Annotated in this window: 19 protein-coding genes; 14 read left to right on the top strand and 5 right to left on the bottom strand. The window is 53.7% G+C overall.

The features are described from left to right. Positions 1 to 19: 19 nt before the first annotated feature. The 13 genes from bamA to GKC68_RS17850 all read left to right on the top strand — a co-directional run bounded on the left by bamA (position 20) and on the right by GKC68_RS17850 (position 16058). Positions 20 to 2431: an outer membrane protein assembly factor BamA gene (gene bamA, locus GKC68_RS17910; RefSeq protein ID WP_028724750.1), complete on the top strand. Its 2412-nt coding sequence runs from the start codon at positions 20 to 22 to the stop codon at positions 2429 to 2431. A gap of 96 nt (positions 2432 to 2527) precedes the next feature. After that, entirely contained in the window at positions 2528 to 3028 is a 501-nt protein-coding gene (locus tag GKC68_RS17905; RefSeq protein WP_014606549.1) for an OmpH family outer membrane protein, read from the top strand. A gap of 3 nt (positions 3029 to 3031) precedes the next feature. After that, the gene (gene lpxD, locus GKC68_RS17900; protein ID WP_013024695.1) at positions 3032 to 4057 is read left to right on the top strand and encodes a UDP-3-O-(3-hydroxymyristoyl)glucosamine N-acyltransferase; all 1026 of its coding nucleotides are present in this window, start codon (positions 3032 to 3034) and stop codon (positions 4055 to 4057) included. Between the two features lie 151 nt (positions 4058 to 4208). Then, positions 4209 to 4664 (top strand): 3-hydroxyacyl-ACP dehydratase FabZ, encoded by a 456-nt coding sequence (gene fabZ, locus GKC68_RS17895; RefSeq protein ID WP_006117769.1) that lies wholly within the window; start codon positions 4209 to 4211, stop codon positions 4662 to 4664. Positions 4665 to 4667: 3 nt separating this feature from the next. Next, entirely contained in the window at positions 4668 to 5456 is a 789-nt protein-coding gene (gene lpxA, locus GKC68_RS17890; RefSeq protein WP_047714481.1) for an acyl-ACP--UDP-N-acetylglucosamine O-acyltransferase, read from the top strand. A gap of 3 nt (positions 5457 to 5459) precedes the next feature. Continuing rightward, the gene (gene lpxB, locus GKC68_RS17885; protein ID WP_342656380.1) at positions 5460 to 6608 is read left to right on the top strand and encodes a lipid-A-disaccharide synthase; all 1149 of its coding nucleotides are present in this window, start codon (positions 5460 to 5462) and stop codon (positions 6606 to 6608) included. Then, the gene (gene rnhB, locus GKC68_RS17880) at positions 6601 to 7227 is read left to right on the top strand and encodes a ribonuclease HII (protein WP_028724753.1); all 627 of its coding nucleotides are present in this window, start codon (positions 6601 to 6603) and stop codon (positions 7225 to 7227) included. The genes lpxB and rnhB overlap by 8 nt, the downstream gene beginning before the upstream one ends. 28 nt (positions 7228 to 7255) lie before the next feature. Next, on the top strand, positions 7256 to 10738 hold the full coding sequence (dnaE, locus tag GKC68_RS17875; protein WP_028724754.1) for a DNA polymerase III subunit alpha: 3483 nt from the start codon (positions 7256 to 7258) through the stop codon (positions 10736 to 10738). A gap of 12 nt (positions 10739 to 10750) precedes the next feature. Further along, positions 10751 to 11707 carry an acetyl-CoA carboxylase carboxyl transferase subunit alpha gene (accA, locus tag GKC68_RS17870; protein WP_028724755.1) on the top strand — a complete coding sequence of 319 codons (957 nt, stop codon included), beginning with the start codon at positions 10751 to 10753 and terminating at the stop codon, positions 11705 to 11707. 121 nt (positions 11708 to 11828) lie between these two features. Then, entirely contained in the window at positions 11829 to 13976 is a 2148-nt protein-coding gene (locus GKC68_RS17865) for a lysine decarboxylase LdcC (protein ID WP_028724756.1), read from the top strand. Positions 13977 to 14005: 29 nt separating this feature from the next. Then, positions 14006 to 14395 (top strand): VOC family protein, encoded by a 390-nt coding sequence (locus GKC68_RS17860; RefSeq protein ID WP_013024703.1) that lies wholly within the window; start codon positions 14006 to 14008, stop codon positions 14393 to 14395. Positions 14396 to 14442: 47 nt separating this feature from the next. Next, entirely contained in the window at positions 14443 to 15750 is a 1308-nt protein-coding gene (tilS, locus tag GKC68_RS17855; protein WP_028724757.1) for a tRNA lysidine(34) synthetase TilS, read from the top strand. After that, complete coding sequence (locus GKC68_RS17850; protein ID WP_041930708.1) at positions 15750 to 16058, top strand: cytochrome c; 309 nt, start codon at positions 15750 to 15752, stop codon at positions 16056 to 16058. The genes tilS and GKC68_RS17850 overlap by 1 nt, the downstream gene beginning before the upstream one ends. Before the next feature lie 37 nt (positions 16059 to 16095). On the opposite strand, the gene rof is transcribed toward GKC68_RS17850, so the two are convergent. Both rof and GKC68_RS17840 read right to left on the bottom strand, forming a co-directional pair. Beyond that, positions 16096 to 16356 (bottom strand): Rho-binding antiterminator, encoded by a 261-nt coding sequence (rof, locus tag GKC68_RS17845; protein ID WP_028724759.1) that lies wholly within the window; start codon positions 16354 to 16356, stop codon positions 16096 to 16098. Beyond that, positions 16343 to 16543: a YaeP family protein gene (locus GKC68_RS17840; RefSeq protein WP_014606545.1), complete on the bottom strand. Its 201-nt coding sequence runs from the start codon at positions 16541 to 16543 to the stop codon at positions 16343 to 16345. The genes rof and GKC68_RS17840 overlap by 14 nt, the downstream gene beginning before the upstream one ends. A gap of 217 nt (positions 16544 to 16760) precedes the next feature. Here GKC68_RS17840 and arfB point away from each other — a divergent pair, with 217 nt between their 5' ends. Continuing rightward, positions 16761 to 17171, top strand: coding sequence for an alternative ribosome rescue aminoacyl-tRNA hydrolase ArfB (gene arfB, locus GKC68_RS17835; protein ID WP_047714477.1), 411 nt, complete (start codon positions 16761 to 16763; stop codon positions 17169 to 17171). Positions 17172 to 17288: 117 nt separating this feature from the next. Here arfB and proS read toward each other — a convergent pair whose 3' ends face one another. The 3 genes from proS to rcsF all read right to left on the bottom strand — a co-directional run bounded on the left by proS (position 17289) and on the right by rcsF (position 20195). After that, positions 17289 to 19007: a proline--tRNA ligase gene (proS, locus tag GKC68_RS17830; protein WP_342656379.1), complete on the bottom strand. Its 1719-nt coding sequence runs from the start codon at positions 19005 to 19007 to the stop codon at positions 17289 to 17291. 88 nt (positions 19008 to 19095) lie between these two features. Beyond that, a complete protein-coding gene (gene tsaA / locus GKC68_RS17825) occupies positions 19096 to 19800 on the bottom strand; it encodes a tRNA (N6-threonylcarbamoyladenosine(37)-N6)-methyltransferase TrmO (protein ID WP_252293597.1) in 705 nt (234 codons plus the stop codon). Beyond that, positions 19797 to 20195, bottom strand: a complete 399-nt coding sequence (gene rcsF, locus GKC68_RS17820; RefSeq protein ID WP_014592974.1) for an Rcs stress response system protein RcsF — start codon at positions 20193 to 20195, stop codon at positions 19797 to 19799. Before rcsF ends, tsaA begins: the two co-directional genes overlap by 4 nt. Positions 20196 to 20234 lie beyond the last annotated feature (39 nt).

Here is a 20234-nt window from a genome sequence, read left to right as displayed (position 1 = left end):
AGGAAAACGCATAATAACGATGGCGATGAAAAAGTTGCTCATAGCGTCGCTGCTGTTTAGCAGCGCCACCGTTTACGGTGCAGACGATTTCGTGGTGAAGGACATTCATTTCGAAGGGCTGCAGCGAGTCGCCGTCGGCGCGGCTCTGCTGAGCATGCCAGTTCGGGTTGGCGATACGGTGAATGACGATGACGTCAGAAATACCATTCGCTCCCTGTTCGCAACTGGCAACTTTGAGGATGTTCAGGTCCTGCGAGATGGTAATACGCTGATTGTTCAGGTCAAAGAACGTCCCACCATCGCCAGCATTACCTTCAGCGGTAACAAAGCGGTTAAAGACGATCAGCTCAAACAAAACCTTGAAGCCTCAGGCGTGCGCGTCGGTGAAGCGCTGGACCGCACGACCATCTCTTCCATTGAGAAGGGCCTGGAAGACTTCTACTACAGCGTGGGCAAATACACTGCCAGCGTTAAAGCCGTCGTCACTCCGCTGCCGCGTAACCGCGTCGATTTGAAACTGGTGTTTACCGAAGGTGTTTCTGCCAAAATTCAGCAGATCAACATCGTGGGTAACAAAGCGTTTAGCTCAGACGAGCTCATTTCCCGCTTCCAGTTGCGTGACGAAGTGCCGTGGTGGAACGTGGTGGCCGACCGTAAATACCAGAAGCAGAAACTGGCGGGTGACCTTGAAACCCTGCGCAGCTTCTATCTGGATCGGGGCTATGCGCGTTTCAACATTGATTCGACGCAGGTCAGCCTGACGCCGGATAAGAAAGGCATCTACATCACCGTGAACATTACCGAAGGCGATCAGTACAAGATTGCGGGTGTAATCGTCAACGGCAGCATGGCGGGTCATTCGGCCGAAATCGAACATCTGACCAAAATTCCGGCGGGCGAGCTGTATAACGGCACGAAAGTCACGTCGATGGAAGATGACATCAAGAAACTGCTGGGTCGCTACGGCTATGCCTACCCACGTGTTGTAACACAGCCTGAAATTAACGATGCGGATAAAACCGTTAAGCTGCATATCAACGTCGATGCGGGTAATCGCTACTACGTGCGTAAAGTGCGCTTCGAAGGTAACGATACATCGAAAGATGCCGTACTACGTCGTGAAATGCGTCAGATGGAAGGCGCCTGGCTGGGCAGCGACCTGGTCGATCAGGGCAAAGAGCGTCTGAACCGTACGGGCTATTTTGAAACCGTTGACGTGGATACGCAGCGCGTTCCCGGCTCACCTGACCAGGTTGACGTGGTCTATAAAGTTAAAGAACGCAATACCGGTACCTTTAACTTTGGCGTCGGCTACGGTACAGAAAGTGGTGTGAGTTTCCAGGTCGGTGTTACCCAGGATAACTGGCTCGGCACCGGTAACACCGTGGGGATTAGCGGCACTAAAAACGATTACCAGACCTATGCAGAATTCTCTCTGACCGATCCCTACTTTACCGTTGACGGTGTGAGTCTGGGCGGCCGGGTGTTCTACAACAACTTTAAGGCCAGCAACGCCGATCTCTCCGGCTATACCAACAGAAGTTATGGTACAGACGGTACATTGGGCTTCCCAATCAACGAGAACAACTCGCTGCGCGTCGGTCTGGGCTATGTCCATAACGATCTGTCAGACATGCGTCCACAGGTTGCGATGTGGCGTTATCTTGACTCGGTCGGTAAGCCACAGCAGTTGAACAGCAACGGTGACTTCTCTGCTGACGACTTCACCTTTAACTATGGCTGGACCTATAACACGCTCGACCGTGGTTTCTTTGCAACCTCAGGTAACCGTACCAACCTGAACGGTAAAGTCACGATTCCGGGTTCAGATAATCAGTTCTACAAAATGACCCTGGACAGCCAGCAGTATGTTCCGATCAATAAAGATCATACCTGGGTTGTGTTAGGTCGCGGTCGTGTGGGCTACGGTGACGGCATTAGCGGTAAAGAGATGCCGTTCTATGAGAACTTCTACGCCGGCGGTTCCAGTACCGTGCGCGGGTTCCAGTCCAATACCATCGGTCCGAAAGCGGCTTACCTGAACAATGGCTCGTCATACTGTAACCTGAGCGATCCTAACGGTATCTGTAAGTCAAGCGATGCCATCGGGGGTAACGCGATGGCGATTGCCAGCCTTGAGCTGATCACGCCAACACCGTTCCTGAGTGAGAAATATTCGAATTCCGTCCGCACTTCACTGTTTGTGGATGCGGGTACCGTCTGGGATACCAAATGGCAGAACACGGCGGAGACGCGCGCTGCCGGTATTCCTGACTACAGCGATCCGAACAACATTCGCGTTTCGACCGGTGTGTCTTTACAGTGGATGTCACCGCTGGGGCCGTTAGTCTTCTCCTATGCCCAGCCGGTTAAGAAAGTTGAGGGAGATAAGTCAGAGCAGTTCCAGTTTAACATCGGTAAAACCTGGTAATGTTCTGTACAGGGATGTTAAAAAATTAGCTTGCACACGTGGGGCATTGTTATGCTCCACGCTGCAAACATACATGTTGAGGGTAAGGAGTTTATAGTGAAAAAGTTGTTATGTGCAGTTACTCTGGGTGTTGCATTGGCTGCTTCTGCTGGCGCACAGGCGGCGGATAAAGTCGCAACTGTGGATCTGAGCCAGGTTTTCCAGAAATCACCTCAGCGCGCCACTATCACCAAGCAGCTCGAGAGTGAATTCCAGGGCCGCGCGGCAGAACTCCGTTCTCAGCACGACAAAATCCAGCAGGAAATGCAGGATCTGCAGCGTAACGCGCCAACCATGAAGGCGAGCGAGCGCAGCAAGAAAGAGAAGCAGATTGACTCTGAGCGTAATGCTTTCCAGGCAAAAGCCGACGCGTTTGAGAAAGACAACCAGACCCGTCAGGTTCAGGAGCGTAACAAGCTGCTGGAAAAAATCCAGACCGCTGTTCAGTCGGTTGCCAAAAGCGGCGGCTATGACCTGGTGCTGAATTCTCAGGCTGTGCTGTATTCGGGTTCTGATGTTAAAGACATCACTGATGAAGTTGCTAAGCAGGTTAAATAATTGATGTCATCAATTCGACTGGCTGATTTAGCCCAGCAGTTGGATGCAGAATTGCACGGAGATGGCGATATCGTCATCTCCGGCATTGCTTCTATGCAATCCGCCACCACTGGTCAAATCACGTTTCTTGCCAACAGCCGTTACCGCGAGCAGCTCGCCCTGATCCAGGCATCAGCCGTGGTGCTGACGGAAGCGGATCTGGAGTGGTGTAAAACCGCCGCGCTGGTTGTTAAAAACCCCTATCTTACCTATGCGCGCATGGCGCAGTTACTGGATACGACGCCGCAGCCTGCGCAGCACATTGCGCCGAGCGCCGTGATCGATTCCAGTGCCAGACTGGGTGAGAATGTGTCCATCGGCGCAAATGCCGTTATTGAGTCCGACGTGGTACTCGGTGACAACGTGGTCATCGGCCCTGGCTGTTTTGTTGGCAAAAAAACCCGTATCGGCAACGGCTCGCGTTTATGGGCTAACGTCTCCGTTTACCATGAGGTGCAGATTGGTCAGGATTGTCTGATTCAGTCCGGCACGGTGATAGGTTCAGATGGATTCGGTTATGCTAACGATCGTGGCAACTGGGTGAAAATACCGCAGTTGGGTTCGGTCATCATCGGCGATCGGGTCGAAATCGGTGCCTGTACCACTATCGATCGTGGTGCGCTGGATAACACTCTGATCGGCAATGGTGTTATCATAGATAACCAATGTCAGATTGCTCACAACGTGGTTATTGGCGACAATACTGCGGTTGCTGGCGGTGTGATCATGGCGGGTAGTTTAAAAATTGGTCGTTATTGTATGATTGGCGGTGCCAGCGTCATCAACGGCCATATGGAAATCTGTGACAAAGTAACCGTAACCGGTATGGGCATGGTTATGCGTCCGATAACAGAACCTGGTGTATACTCCTCAGGCATTCCATTACAGCCCAACAAAACCTGGCGCAAAACTGCAGCGTTGGTGATGAATATCGATGAATTAAGCAAACGCTTAAAAGCCATCGAGCGGAAAGTCGGTAAAGACGACTAAATGCCATCCCATGACTGACCGGCTTTCATAATAACAGTGTAAGCAGGGAAGCCCGGCGCCACGGAAACTATTTGCGGCCTGCCAACGATCATGATGATCGGTGCAGGCCGTGTTATTGATGTCATCAGATTTTTAGGACAGGAAGAGTATTTTGACTACTGAAACTCATACTCTGCAAATTGAAGAGATTTTAGAGCTGCTGCCGCACCGTTATCCGTTTCTGCTGGTAGATCGGGTGCTGGATTTTGAAGAAAACAAATATCTGCGCGCGGTAAAGAACGTCTCCTTTAACGAACCGTTTTTCCAGGGGCATTTCCCTGGTAAACCGATTTTTCCCGGCGTTCTGATTCTGGAAGCGATGGCACAGGCCACCGGCATTCTGGCATTTAAAAGCGTGGGTAAACTGGAGCCAGGCGAGCTGTATTATTTTGCTGGCATTGATAATGCCCGTTTCAAGCGTCCGGTCGTACCGGGCGATCAAATGATTATGGAAGTGACCTTCGAGAAAACCCGCCGTGGTCTGACTCGCTTCAATGGCGTAGCGACTGTTGACGGTAAAATCGTCTGTGAAGCGACCATGATGTGTGCCCGTAGCCGGGAGGCATAATTCGTGATTGATCCAACTGCCAACATCCATCCCAGTTCAGTCATCGAAGACGGGGCTGTTATCGGCCCCGGCGTTCATATTGGTCCTTTCTGTTTTATCGGGGCTAATGTCGAGATTGGTGAGGGAACCGTCCTTAAGTCACACGTGGTGGTAAACGGCCATACGCGTATCGGTAAAGATAATCAGATCTATCAGTTTGCTTCTATCGGTGAAGTGAATCAGGATCTGAAATACGCCGGTGAACCTACCCGAGTTGAAATCGGCGACCGCAACCGTATCCGTGAAAGCGTCACTATTCATCGTGGCACGACTCAGGGCACAAATGTCACGGTTGTCGGCAGTGACAATCTGTTGATGGTTAACGTCCATATCGCGCATGACTGTGTCATTGGCAACCGCTGCATTATGGCCAACAACGCCACGTTGGGCGGCCATGTCACGGTGGACGATTTCGCCATTATCGGTGGCATGACGGCGGTGCATCAGTGGTGCACCATTGGCGCACATGTGATGGTTGGTGGTTGTTCAGGCGTGGCTCAGGATGTACCGCCGTATGTTATCGCGCAGGGCAACCATGCCACGCCCTTCGGCATCAACATTGAAGGCCTGAAGCGTCGTGGCTTCAGCAAAGAAGCACTGCACGCTATCCGCAACGCCTACAAGTTGCTCTATCGCAGCGGCAGAACGCTGGATGAAGTCAAACCGGAAATCGAGGCGATTGCTCAGCAACACAGTGAAGTGCAGCCTTTCTACGACTTCTTTGCACGTTCAACGCGTGGATTAATTCGCTAATTCATGTCAGCGCGTCCCCTAACGATAGCACTTGTCGCCGGAGAAACCTCTGGCGACATCCTTGGCGCAGGCCTGATTCGGGCATTAAAAGCGCGTCATCCCGATGCCCGTTTTGTTGGCGTCGCGGGTCCGCTAATGCAGGCCGAAGGTTGCGAAGTCTGGTACGAGATGGAAGAGCTGGCGGTGATGGGCATTGTGGAGGTGCTGGGGCGGTTACGGCGTTTATTAAGCATTCGTCGCGATCTTACGCAGCGCTTTACCACGCTTCAGCCTGACGTCTTTGTCGGTATTGATGCGCCGGATTTCAACATCACCCTGGAAGGTCATCTCAAACGCGCAGGCATTCGCACCATTCATTACGTCAGCCCCTCTGTCTGGGCCTGGCGACAAAAGCGCGTCTTTAAAATCGGCCGCAATACCGATCTGGTATTGGCGTTCCTGCCGTTTGAAAAAGCCTTCTACGACCGTTTCAACGTTCCCTGTCGCTTTATTGGTCATACCATGGCAGATGCCATGCCGTTACAGCCCGATAAGGCCGCCGCTCGACGCCATCTTGGCATAGGCGAGCACGCGCTCTGTCTGGCATTGCTTCCCGGCAGCCGGGGTGCCGAAGTCGAAATGCTGAGTGCGGATTTCCTTAAAACCGCTCAGCGTCTGCGTACGCACTATCCGGCGCTGGAAATTGTCGTGCCCCTGGTCAACGCGAAGCGCCGCGAACAGTTTGAAAAAATTAAAGCGGAGGTCGCGCCTGAGCTGCCGATGCATCTGCTGGATGGTCAGGGCAGGGAAGCCATGGTGGCAAGTGATGCTGCGCTACTGGCTTCGGGGACGGCGGCGCTGGAGTGCATGCTGGCAAAATGCCCGATGGTGGTGGGCTACCGCATGAAGCCGTTCACCTTCTGGCTGGCTAAACGACTGGTCAAAACAGATTACGTCTCTTTGCCGAATCTGCTGGCCGGGCGCGAGCTGGTCAAAGAGCTGTTGCAGGATGAATGTCAGCCTGAAGCGCTGGCAGCGGCGCTGGATCCGCTGTTACACGCCAGTCGTGAACGCGAAACGCTATTGCAGACCTTCCACGAATTGCATCAGCAGATTCGCTGGAATGCGGATGAACAAGCCGCCAATGCGGTACTGGAGCTCGCTAATGGCTGATTTTATTTACCCTGACGCCCGGCTGATTGCGGGTGTGGACGAAGTGGGGCGCGGCCCACTGGTTGGCGCGGTGGTGACCGCTGCCGTCATTCTCGATCCGGCGAACCCCATCCCGGGCCTGGCAGACTCCAAAAAACTGTCAGAAAAACGCCGTCTCGCGCTGTTTGATCAAATCCAAGAGAAAGCGCTCGCCTGGAGCCTGGGGCGCGCAGAACCGGACGAGATTGACCGCCTGAATATCCTGCACGCCACGATGCTGGCGATGCAGCGCGCGGTCGCTGGCCTGTCCATCACGCCAGACTTTGTGCTGATTGACGGCAATCGCTGTCCGGCGTTGCCGATGCCTTCTCTGGCGGTGGTGAAGGGCGACAGCCTGGTCGCCGAAATCAGCGCCGCCTCCATCATCGCCAAGGTCACGCGCGATCGTGAAATGGCAGAGCTGGATTTGTTGTTTCCGCAGTATGGTTTTGCGCAGCATAAAGGTTATCCTACGGCGTTACACATGGAAAAATTGACGCAGTACGGTGCGACCCCTCATCACCGCCGCAGCTTTGCGCCGGTACGTAATGCGCTGATTGATGCCGATGTACTGGCGAGCAGCCTGACCACGCTGCGCTAATCCGAACCTGTTTTAACCGGAAACTGATATGGCCGAACCCCGTTTTATACATCTGCGCGTACACAGCGACTATTCCATGGTCGACGGCCTGGCGAAAACCGGCCCGTTGATCAAGAAAGCGGCTGCGCTGGGTATGCCAGCCATCGCGATTACCGACTTCACCAATCTTTGCGGGCTGGTGAAATTTTACGGAGGTGCGCACGGGGCAGGGGTTAAGCCGATTATCGGGGCAGATTTTAACGTTGCCAGCGAGTTGATGGGCGATGAGCTGACCCAGATTACCGTGCTGGCGGCAAATAATACCGGCTATCAGAATCTGACACTGCTGATTTCCCGTGCTTACCAACGGGGTTACGGTATTGCTGGCCCGATTATCGATCGCGACTGGCTGGCGGAACTGCAGGAAGGACTGATTCTGCTGTCTGGGGGCCGTCGAGGGGATGTTGGCCGCAGCCTGCTAAGAGGGAACAGCGCGCTGGTGTCTGACTGCCTGGCTTTCTATCAACAGCATTTTGCCGATCGCTACTTCCTGGAGCTGGTCCGTACCGGTCGTCCTGATGAGGAGAGCTATCTGCATGCGGCGGTTGAGCTGGCGATTGCAGAAGGGATCCCCGTTGTTGCCACGAATGAAGTCTGCTTCATCAATGAAGAAGACTTCGACGCTCACGAAATTCGCGTTGCCATTCATGATGGTTACACGCTCGACGATCCGAAACGCCCACGCAATTACAGTCCTCAGCAATACATGCGCAGCGAAGAGGAGATGTGCGAGCTGTTCGCGGACATCCCTGAAGCGCTGGAAAACAGCGTAGAGATTGCTAAGCGTTGTAACGTCACGGTCCGGCTGGGTGAATACTTTCTGCCCCAGTTCCCGACAGGGGATATGACCACAGAAGACTTTTTAGTGGTGAAATCCCGCGAGGGGCTGGAAGAGCGCCTCGCGATGCTGTTTCCGGATGAAGCCGAACGGGCCGAAAAGCGGCCGGAATATGACGAACGTCTGGAAGTGGAACTCAACGTTATTAACCAGATGGGGTTCCCAGGCTACTTCCTGATCGTGATGGAGTTTATCCAGTGGTCGAAAGATAACGGCGTGCCGGTTGGGCCAGGCCGTGGTTCTGGTGCGGGATCCTTAGTCGCCTATGCGCTCAAGATCACTGACCTCGATCCGCTCGAATTCGATCTGCTGTTCGAACGTTTTCTGAACCCAGAACGTGTTTCCATGCCCGACTTCGACGTCGATTTTTGCATGGAGAAACGTGACCAGGTGATTGAACACGTGGCCGACATGTACGGCCGCGAAGCAGTGTCTCAGATTATTACTTTCGGTACGATGGCGGCTAAGGCGGTCATCCGCGACGTGGGGCGCGTTCTGGGCCATCCCTATGGTTTTGTCGATCGTATTTCAAAGCTGGTGCCGCCCGATCCGGGCATGACGCTGGAAAAAGCCTTTGCTGCAGAGCCGCAACTGCCGGAAATTTATGAGGCCGATGAGGAAGTCAAAGCGCTAATCGATATGGCGCGCAAGCTGGAAGGTGTTACGCGAAACGCCGGTAAGCACGCGGGCGGGGTAGTGATCGCGCCCACCAAAATTACCGATTTTGCGCCACTGTACTGTGACGAAAACGGCCAGTATCCGGTCACGCAGTTCGATAAAAATGATGTGGAATATGCCGGTCTGGTGAAGTTTGACTTCCTGGGACTGCGTACGCTGACCATTATCGACTGGGCACTGAAGATGATTAACCCGCGCCGTGAAAAGCAGGGGTTGCCGCCGATCGATATCGCCACCATTCCGCTTGAAGACAAGAAAAGCTTTGATATGCTGCAGCGCGCGGAAACCACGGCGGTTTTCCAGCTTGAATCGCGCGGCATGAAAGATCTGATCAAACGTCTGAAACCCGACTGCTTTGAAGATATGATCGCCCTTGTGGCGCTGTTCCGCCCTGGCCCGTTGCAGTCGGGCATGGTGGATAACTTTATCGACCGTAAGCACGGTCGGGAAGCCATCTCCTATCCTGATATCCAGTGGCAGCATGAAAGCCTGAAGCCGGTTCTCGAGCCGACCTACGGCATTATCCTGTATCAGGAACAGGTGATGCAGATCGCCCAGGTCCTGTCTGGCTATACGCTCGGCGGGGCGGATATGCTGCGTCGCGCCATGGGTAAAAAGAAACCCGAAGAGATGGCTAAGCAGCGCTCCGTATTTAAAGAGGGCGCGGAAAAGATGGGCATCGACGGCGAACTGTCGATGAAAATCTTCGATCTGGTTGAGAAATTTGCCGGATACGGTTTTAACAAATCGCACTCTGCGGCTTATGCGCTGGTGTCCTATCAAACGCTGTGGCTGAAAGCGCATTATCCGGCCGAATTTATGGCTGCGGTCATGACGGCGGATATGGATAACACGGAAAAAGTGGTTGGCCTGGTGGATGAGTGCTGGCGCATGGGGCTAAAGGTCCTGCCGCCGGATATTAACTCGGGCCTGTATCAGTTCCACGTCAATGATGAGGGCGAGATCGTTTACGGCATCGGCGCCATTAAAGGCGTCGGTGAAGGGCCGATCGAAGCGATCATTGATGCGCGCAACGAGGGCGGTTATTTCCGGGAGCTGTTCGATCTCTGCGCGCGCACCGATACCAAAAAGATCAACCGTCGGGTCATGGAAAAACTGATCATGTCAGGTGCCTTCGATCGTCTCGGCCCGCATCGCGCTGCTTTAATGAGCGCCCTTAACGATGCGCTGAAAGCGGCGGATCAGCATGCGAAAGCCGAAGCGATCGGCCAGGCGGACATGTTCGGCGTACTGGCCGACGAGCCTGAACAGGTAGAACAGTCCTATGCCAGCGTGACGCCCTGGCCGGAACAGGTGCAGTTGGATGGTGAACGAGAAACCTTAGGGTTGTATCTTACCGGCCATCCTATTAATCAGTATTTAAAAGAAATTGAGCGTTACGTTGGCGGGATGCGTTTGAAAGATATGCATCCTACCGATCGTGGTAAGATTACCGTTGCGGCAGGTCTGGTGATTGCTGCGCGTGTAATGGTGACCAAGCGCGGCAACCGAATTGGTATTTGTACACTTGACGATCGTTCCGGCCGTCTCGAAGTCATGTTATTTACCGATGCGTTAGATAAATACCAGCAACTGCTGGAGAAAGACCGTATCCTGATCGTCAGCGGACAGGTCAGCTTTGATGACTTCAGTGGTGGGCTTAAAATGACGGCCCGGGAAGTCATGGACATCGACGAAGCGCGCGAAAAATACGCCCGTGGACTTGCTATCTCGCTGACGGACAGGCAAATTGATGACCAGCTATTAAACCGACTCCGTCAGTCCCTGGAACCTCATCGTTCAGGGACAATTCCGGTGCATCTCTACTATCAGAGAGCCGACGCGCGCGCGAAGCTACGCTTTGGTGCAGCGTGGCGAATTTCGCCCAGCGATCGTTTACTCAACGATTTGCGGTCGTTAATTGGATCGGAGCAGGTGGAACTGGAGTTTGACTAAAACAGGAACATTATGAGTCTTAATTACCTGGATTTTGAACAGCCAATTGCAGAACTGGAAGCGAAGATTGATTCGCTAACCTCGATTGGTCGTCAGGACGATAAACACGTCAATCTCGACGAAGAAGTGAAGCGACTGCGCGAGAAAAGCGTTGAGCTTACGCGTAAAATCTTCGCCGATTTGGGCGCATGGCAAATTGCACAACTGGCACGCCATCCTCTACGTCCTTATACCTTTGATTACGTGCGCAATGCCTTTGACGATTTCGATGAGCTGGCGGGTGACCGTGCTTATGCGGATGACAAAGCCATTGTGGGCGGGATTGCGCGCCTTGATGGTCGCCCGGTCATGATCATTGGTCACCAGAAAGGACGTGAAACCAAAGAGAAGATTCGCCGTAATTTTGGCATGCCAGCACCAGAAGGTTATCGCAAAGCGCTGCGCCTGATGGAAATGGCTGAACGTTTCAAGATGCCCATCATCACTTTTATCGACACCCCGGGCGCTTATCCTGGCGTTGGTGCGGAAGAGCGTGGTCAGTCTGAAGCTATTGCCCGTAATCTGCGGGAAATGTCCGGTCTGAAGGTGCCTGTGATCTGTACGGTCATCGGTGAAGGCGGTTCCGGTGGTGCGCTGGCCATTGGTGTGGGTGACAAAGTTAACATGCTGCAGTACAGCACTTACTCTGTTATCTCTCCGGAAGGCTGTGCGTCGATTCTGTGGAAAAGCGCGGATAAAGCGCCTATGGCAGCTGAAGCGATGGGCATTACCGCGCCGCGTCTGAAAGAGCTGAAGCTGATTGACTCGGTGATTCCAGAGCCGCTGGGTGGTGCGCATCGCCATCCTGTCGAAATGGCGCAGTCGCTGAAACAGCAACTGCTGGCCGATCTGGCCGATCTGGAAGGGCTCAGCACTGAAGAGCTGCTCGATCGCCGTTATCAACGTCTGATGAGCTACGGCTACGCCTGATTTAAGGTGATAGTGTGAAAGCGGACTCCGGTCCGCTTTTTTTATGTCACGAATCTGACTGCGGATTAGCCGTGTCATTCGCTATGCTTACTCAATGCCTCAACAATAAGGGAGATGTGCATTGAATATTCTGGCGATCATGGGCGCGCATGGCGTGTTTTATAAAGATGAGCCTTTGCGCGAACTGGAAGTCGCGCTGAGTCAGCAGGGTTTTCAACTCATCCGGCCAAAAAACAATGACGATCTGCTAAAACTCATTGAACACAATCCCCGCATCAGCGGCGTCATTTTTGACTGGGATGAACACAACAGCCCGGAGCTGTGTGGTGATATCAATCAGCTTAATGAATATCTGCCGCTGTATGCCTTTATCAATACCCATTCCCAGATGGATATCAGTATTAATGAAATGCGTATGCCGCTGCATTTCTTTGAATATGCGCTGAATGCCGCCGACGATATTGCTCTTCACATCCGCCAGTACACAGATGACTACCTCGACAACATCACGCCGCCGTTGACCAAAGCGTTGTTTACCTATGTGAAAGAGGGAAAGTACACCTTCTGTACCCCTGGCCATATGGCCGGTACGGCCTTCCAAAAAAGCCCGGTCGGCTGTTTGTTCTATGACTTTTTTGGCGCCAATACGCTGAAGTCGGATATCTCGATTTCGGTAACGGAACTGGGGTCGCTGCTGGACCACACAGGGCCGCATCTGGAAGCCGAGGAGTATATCGCCCGCGCTTTTGGTGCGGAACAGAGCTACATGGTGACCAACGGCACCTCGACCTCAAATAAGATCGTCGGAATGTATGCTGCCCCGGCAGGCAGCACGATTCTGGTGGACCGCAACTGCCATAAGTCGCTCACGCATCTGTTGATGATGAGCGATTTGATCCCCATCTGGCTGAAGCCAACACGCAATGCATTGGGTATTTTGGGCGGTATTCCGCAAAAAGAGTTCACCCGAGCCAGCATCGAGCAAAAAGTGACGGTCACGCCGCGCGCCAGTTGGCCAGTACATGCGGTGATCACCAATTCAACCTACGACGGTTTGCTCTACAATACGCAGTACATCAAGCAAACCCTTGAGGTGCCGTCGATCCACTTTGATTCCGCCTGGGTTCCCTATACCAACTTTCATCCCATCTATGAGGGGAAAAGCGGCATGAGCGGTGAGCGGATACCGGGTAAAGTCTTCTATGAAACGCAGTCGACCCATAAACTGCTGGCGGCTTTTTCCCAGGCTTCGCTAATTCATATTAAAGGCGACTATGACGAGCAGACGTTTAATGAAGCCTACATGATGCACACCACCACCTCACCGAACTATGCCATTGTCTCATCCATTGAGACAGCGGCGGCAATGCTGCGGGGAAATCCCGGCAAAAGGCTCATTAACCGGTCAGTGGAACGCGCCCTGCATTTCCGTCGTGAGATACAGCGTTTACGAGAAGAGTGCGACAGCTGGTTTTTTGATATCTGGCAGCCTGAACACGTTGATGAAGCCCAGTGCTGGCCGATACAGCCGGGGGAAGAGGACTGGCACGGATTCACCCAGGCCGATCGCGACCACATGTATCTTGATCCGATCAAGGTCACGATCCTGACACCCGGCATGAGCGAGCTGGGCGTGATGGCGGAAGAGGGCATTCCGGCGGCGCTGGTGGCGAAGTTCCTGGATGAGCGCGGCATCGTGGTTGAAAAAACCGGCCCTTATAATCTGTTATTCCTGTTTAGTATCGGCATTGATAAAACCAAAGCGATGAGCGTGCTGCGAGGGTTAACGGAATTTAAGCGCGCCTACGATCTCAATCTCCGGGTCAAAAATATGTTGCCGGATCTCTATGCGGAGGATCCCGATTTTTATCGCAACATGCGTATTCAAACCCTGGCGCAGGGGATCCACCGTCTTATCCAGCAACATGATTTACCGCGGCTCATGTTGAAGGCGTTTGACGTGTTGCCCGAGATGAAAATGACGCCGCATCAGGCTTTTCAGCAACAGGTGAAGGGTAATATTGAAACCGTAAACATCAATGAGCTGGTGGGCCGCATCTCCGCCAACATGATCCTGCCTTATCCTCCAGGCGTTCCTCTGGTGATGCCTGGTGAAATGATCACAGAACAAAGCCGCGCCGTACTCGACTTCCTGTTAATGCTGTGTAGCATTGGACGCCACTATCCTGGCTTTGAGACGGATATTCACGGCGCGAGCCTCACCGAAGAGGGGGAATATCGGGTACGTGTGCTGAAACAGGCCGGGTAACAGGACGTTATATTTAACAGGAAGCAACGATGCTACAGCTAACGCATATCCATCATATCGCGATCATTGCATCAGACTATTCGCGCAGCAAAGCATTTTACTGCGACATTCTGGGGTTTGAACTGCAAAGCGAACACTATCGTGAAGCGCGTGATTCGTGGAAAGGGGATCTGGCACTGAACGGTCAGTATACGATTGAGCTGTTTTCGTTTCCCAAACCGCCCGCACGCGTCAGTCAACCGGAAGCCTGTGGCCTGCGGCATCTGGCCTTCAGCGTGCCGGACGTTGAAGCGGCGATGCGCTATCTGGCAACGCAGGGCGTGATATGTGAAGCGATCCGCATCGATGAGCTAACCGGAAAGCCCTGCACGTTCTTTGCCGATCCGGATGGTTTGCCGCTGGAACTCTATCAGGCGTAAAATGGCGGCTTTGGGCGATTCCACTGGCTGCGGTAGGGATTGAGGACATGTCTGATTTTGACGCACTGTTAAAGGAAACCGACGCGCTGGTCGTGGCGTTCAGCGGTGGCCTGGATTCTACCGTTCTGCTTCATCAACTGCGGGCCTGGCAGCAAGCGCGCCCGCGGTCACGGCTGCGTGCGCTGCATGTGCATCATGGCCTCAGCCTGAATGCCGATAGCTGGGCAGCGCACTGCCTGTACCAGTGCGAACGGTGGCAGATTCCTTGTGAAGTCCTGCGTGTGCAGGTAACGGATCAGGGACAAGGCATTGAAGCGGCAGCGCGTCAGGTACGCTATCAGGCTCTGGGTCAGGCGCTGTGCGCGGATGAAAAGTTGCTAACCGCGCAGCATCTGGACGATCAGTGTGAAACGCTGCTCCTGGCGCTTAAGCGCGGCAGTGGACCGGCAGGGCTGGCGGCCATGCCGGCGGCGTCGACGTTTGCCGGACATGCCTTACTCAGGCCCTTGTTAAACCATTCCCGCCTGAGCCTGGAACAGTATGCCGAGGCGCATCAACTGGTCTGGGTTGAAGATGAAAGCAATCAGGATCAGCGCTATGACCGAAACTTTCTGCGTCAGCAGCTGTTGCCGACGGTTATGCGCCGCTGGCCACATTTTGCCGAGGCGTCGGCGCGCAGTGCCGCCTTGTGTGGCGAGCAGGAGCAACTGCTGGATGAGTTACTGGCTGAGCCGCTTAGCGAGCTTATTCAACCCGACGGTAGCCTGTGCTTCACACCCTTGCTGACCATGAGTGAGGTAAAAGGCAACGCCCTGCTGCGTCGCTGGCTGGCCGCTCAGGGCGAGAAAATGCCGTCACGAGAAGCATTACGCAGAATCCGTCAGGAGATCATGTTGTGCCGTGAAGATGCGCAGCCGCGCCTGAAACTGGGAAACCACGAGATCCGTCGCTACCGGCAGCAGCTTTACCACTTGCCGCTCAGCGCCTCTTTAGCTGACTGTGAAATTGCCTGGAATGACGTCGAACAACCTCTGCATTTGCCACAAAACCTGGGCGTACTGACGGCCGAGAAAAGCACGAGTACGCTTCGCTGCCCACAACCGCAGGAGCAGGTATTCGTGCGGTTTCACGCAACAGGCTATGTTCATATCGTGAATCGCCCCGGCGGACGAGATATAAAAAAAATCTGGCAGATGCTGAATATCCCGCCCTGGCAACGCGCGCGCATTCCCTTAATTTATTTTAATCAGACGTTGATTTGCGCGCCCGGGCTGTTTGTTACCCGCGAAGGTGCCAGCGAGGATGCCGCTGGCTGGCAAGTCAACTGGCAGAAAACGACGGGAGAGCCGCAATAATGCAACGCATAGCAGCCTTGCTGCTGATAACTGTTTTACCGGTCCACGCCGCAGGCGATGTGAAAGCGGGTGAGCAACGCGCGGCCGCCTGTATGGCCTGCCACGGAGCACAGGGTAAAGCAACCACGCCTCTCTATCCCAATCTGGCTGGCCAAAATGCGGCCTATCTTAACCAGGCATTACAGGCCTATAAGAAAGGGGAACGAAGCGGAGGACAGGCTGAAGTCATGAAGGCGTTTGTGGCAGGCTTAAATGATGAGGATATGGCGAATTTAGCCGCCTATTACAGTTCGTTGAAACCTGAATGAGGTGGGCGGGAGTGCATCCCGCCCGACGGGGAGTGAATTACTCTTCGCTGACAACAACGGTGCCGAGTTCAGGATGGCTGAAGCTGGCAATATGATCGAGGCGTAACTCGCGCGTTTCACCGGAAAGGTCGATCGCCAGATATTCAACGTTTTTTCGTGAAAGAATATCTTTGGCTTTGGCCTTAAGCTGTTCACCGTCTTTTAATGCCAGCGACAGCATCCAGTTTTTTTGGCAGGCGAGTTCCAGATTATCGTAGTCATCGCAATTGATGGGTTTATAAGCTTCATTCATCAACATAGTCGCTCACCAATAAGTTTGCGGCGGCATAGGCCGCCTGTTCCCTGAGAGAAGCATTTAGCGCAACATTCGCGGCAATATCATCCAGCGCTTTTAAGGCGCAGCCAATGGCATCGGGTACATATCCCAGATCTCCGCTGCCGATTTCGGCATATTTTTGGCGAACTAACTCACAATATTTTTGCACAGGCACCTCCTCAGCAGAGCAGAAACACTCTGGTTGATTAGCGACTATATCACAGGCATTTCCAGAAAATCAGCCAGGCAAAAGCAGGAACCGCGCGCAAATCACTGCTAAAGTAGCGGTCTACGCCGTCTAAGACGACTCAGGATAAAGCACGAAAGGTTCAGTGAATGGTTAGCCCGATACAAAAAAACGCGTACTGCACGCAGGCAGGTGACAGATGATTATGCTGTCACGCAACGTTGAGCTGCCAGACAGTGAAATTGAACTGACGGCTATTCGGGCGCAGGGTTCTGGCGGTCAGCATGTGAATAAAACCAGCACCGCCATTCATCTACGTTTCGACATCGCCGCCTCGTCCTTGCCACCGTTCTATAAAGAGAGACTGCTAAATGCCCGCCACCATTTAATTACCGGTGACGGAACCGTGATCATCAAGGCGCAGGAGTACCGGAGTCAGGAGATGAACAGGGAGGCGGCACTGCAGCGGCTGGTCAACCTGATCCGCGAACTTACCACGGTAGAGAAAGTCCGGCGCTCAACACGACCTACGCGCGCCTCGAAAGAGCGCAGGCTGGAAGGCAAGTCACGACGCAGCAATACCAAAGCGCTGCGCGGTAAGGTGCAATAAGAAACATGTGCATGGGGCGTTATGACAAGTCAGACAGGGGCAGAATGCGGGAGCACGCCTGATAGCCGCACGTTATTCAGCAAAAAAAACGCCCCTTAAAGGGGCGTTACCGTGCGGTTACTTGTTAAGCGCATTAAGCAGAAATTCGACAATCTCATCCTGTTTGATCATCTGTTTCTCACCGGCACGACGGGCTTTATACTCAATCTCCTGATTATCAAGATTGCGATCGCCAATCACGATGGTGTGCGGTACGCCAATCAATTCCATATCCGCAAACATCACGCCCGGACGCTCTTTACGATCGTCCAGAATCACCTCTACGCCTTTGGCGCGCAGCGTGTTGTACAGCTCTTCCGCTAACTCTTTCACGCGAAACGATTTCTGCATATTCATCGGCAGAATCGCCACGTCGAACGGTGCCAGCGCTGCAGGCCAGATGATGCCGCGGTCGTCATGGTTTTGCTCGATGGCCGCCGCAACCACGCGGGTGATACCGATGCCGTAGCAGCCCATGGTCATGATCTGGTTACGACCGTCTTCGCCCTGTACGGAGGCTTTCATCGCTTCAGAGTATTTGGTGCCCAGCTGGAAAATGTGGCCGACTTCGATACCACGTTTAATCAGCAAGGTACCTTTGCCATCCGGGCTCAGATCACCTTCCACGACGTTACGCAGATCGGCTACCTGCGCCATTGGCAGATCGCGTTCCCAGTTGATGCCGAAATAGTGTTTACCCTCAATGTTGGCACCGGCACTAAAATCGCTCATCTTCGCCACGGTACGGTCTGCGATAACTGGCATATTCAGCCCTACCGGGCCGAGCGAGCCAGGACCCGCACCCACCGCTGCGCGGATCTCTTCTTCGGTGGCAAAGGTCAGCGGAGAAGCAACCAGAGGCGATTTCTCTGCCTTGATTTCGTTCAGTTCGTGATCGCCGCGAACCAGCAACGCCACCAACGCGTGACCACTTTCTTCTGCGCCCTTCACCATCAGGGTTTTCACGGTTTTCTCAATCGGCTGCTGGAACTGGCTCACCAGTTCTGCGATGGTTTTGGTATTCGGCGTATCCACCTCACGCATCTCTTCTGCAGGGGCAGGACGATCGCCCGCGGGCGCAACGGCTTCAGCAAATTCAATGTTGGCGGCGAAGTCAGATTCCGTTGAGAAAATCACGTCATCCTCACCGCTCTGCGCCAGCACCTGGAATTCGTGAGATGCGCTACCACCAATTGAGCCGGTATCGGCCTGCACTGCACGGAAATCCAGCCCCATACGATTGAAAATCTGGCTGTAGGCGCGATACATCGCATCATAGGTTTCCTGCAGCGATTCCTGAGAAGTATGGAAGGAGTAAGCATCTTTCATGATGAATTCACGCGAACGCATTACGCCAAAGCGCGGGCGCACTTCATCGCGGAATTTAGTCTGGATTTGATACAGATTCAGCGGCAGCTGTTTGTAGGAGCTCAGCTCATTACGAATCAGATCGGTGATCACTTCTTCGTGCGTCGGACCGAGCACAAACGGGCGCTCATGGCGATCGGCAACGCGCAATAGCTCTGGACCGTACTGTTCCCAACGACCGCTCTCCTGCCACAGATCGGCGGGTTGCACCACAGGCATTGAAATCTCAATGGCACCGGCATTGTTCATTTCTTCACGGACGATGTTTTCGACCTTTTTTAATACGCGCAGTCCGGTTGGCAGCCAGGTATATAAGCCTGAAGCCAGTTTACGGATCATCCCGGCACGCAGCATCAGCTGGTGGCTGATCACTTCCGCGTCAGAAGGTGTCTCTTTCTGAGTAGAGAGCAGATATTGAGTAGTACGCATTGATTACGATTCCAGTTGATCGGAAATTCACAGACAAAATTTGCTGGCGGCTAGTGTACCAGTGAGATCACTGGCTAAAAAGCGGGTTTTAACGCGGATCGATAGCCACGACTTCCGTCCCTGCGTCATCAATGCGCCAGCGCACGTTAAACTCCATTAGCCAGGCGGCATATTCCCTGTCCTGAATTTCACCTTTACGGTAAGCGGGCCGCGGATCCTGAGCGAGAACGTCGCTGATAAAGCGTGCCAGATGCGGATAGCGGGCGTGCTGTTGCAACTGCTGTTGGGCAAGCGCTGAAAACCGGACCGGCATAGTGCTTTCCGGCGCGGCCTGCGCGAAACCGGCGCGCGCTTCGGGCAGAGCCTCGGCAAAAGGCAGGTAAGGTTTAATATCGACAACCGGCGTACCGTCCACTAAATCCAGGCTGCCCAGTTGCAAAATGACCTGCTGCTTCTCGCAGCGAATGCCTTTGAGCTCAACCAGCGACATGCCGACGGGATTGGGGCGAAAGGTGGAGCGGGTGGCAAAAACGCCCATGCGCGCGTTACCGCCCAGCCGTGGAGGCCGTACGGTAGGGCGCCAGCCGCCTTCCATGGTCTGGTGAAAAACAAACAGAATCCAGAGGTGGCTGAAGTCTTCCAGGCCGCGCACGGCATCCGCCTGATTGTAAGGCGGTAAAAGATGCAGTTCGCCGCCGCCGTCCTGTACCAGCCCAGGCTGACGCGGCACGGCGAACTTCTCTTTCCAGGGAGAATGTATTACGCCGATTTGCGCAAAGGTGAATTCACTCATTGACTGGTGACTTTCAGCGCCGATCCCTGACAAACAGCCTGACGGTAACAGCCTGGCGTGCTGCTGACGATTTCACATTTATGCAGCAGCACAGCATTGGCTTTCATCTGTGACGCTTTAATCTGCATACGTTTACGTGCGGTAGCGATATTTGGGGGGGAGCTCTGATTGCTCACCTGGCAATCTTCAGCGGACACTTCGCCTAAATCGCGGAAGGGTTTGCTCACCAGATCGGCCGCATCGGTGTAAACCTTAACAGGCGCGGGACGATACGTTGGCTTACGTGTCGGTTCGCTGGATTGCTGCGGATGAGAAGGTGCGCTGCTTATTGGGTGGTACTCTCGAACACACCCTGTCAGCATCAATGCTAACAAGCAGAGCGGTAAAAAACGCATGGCAACATCCTCAAGTTTCAAAAAGTGGCGTTATTGAAA

Origin of the sequence: Pantoea sp. RSPAM1, assembly GCF_038816185.1 — a bacterium.
Lineage (GTDB): Bacteria > Pseudomonadota > Gammaproteobacteria > Enterobacterales > Enterobacteriaceae > Pantoea > Pantoea ananatis.
This window is presented reverse-complemented; position numbering and strand designations above follow the sequence as displayed.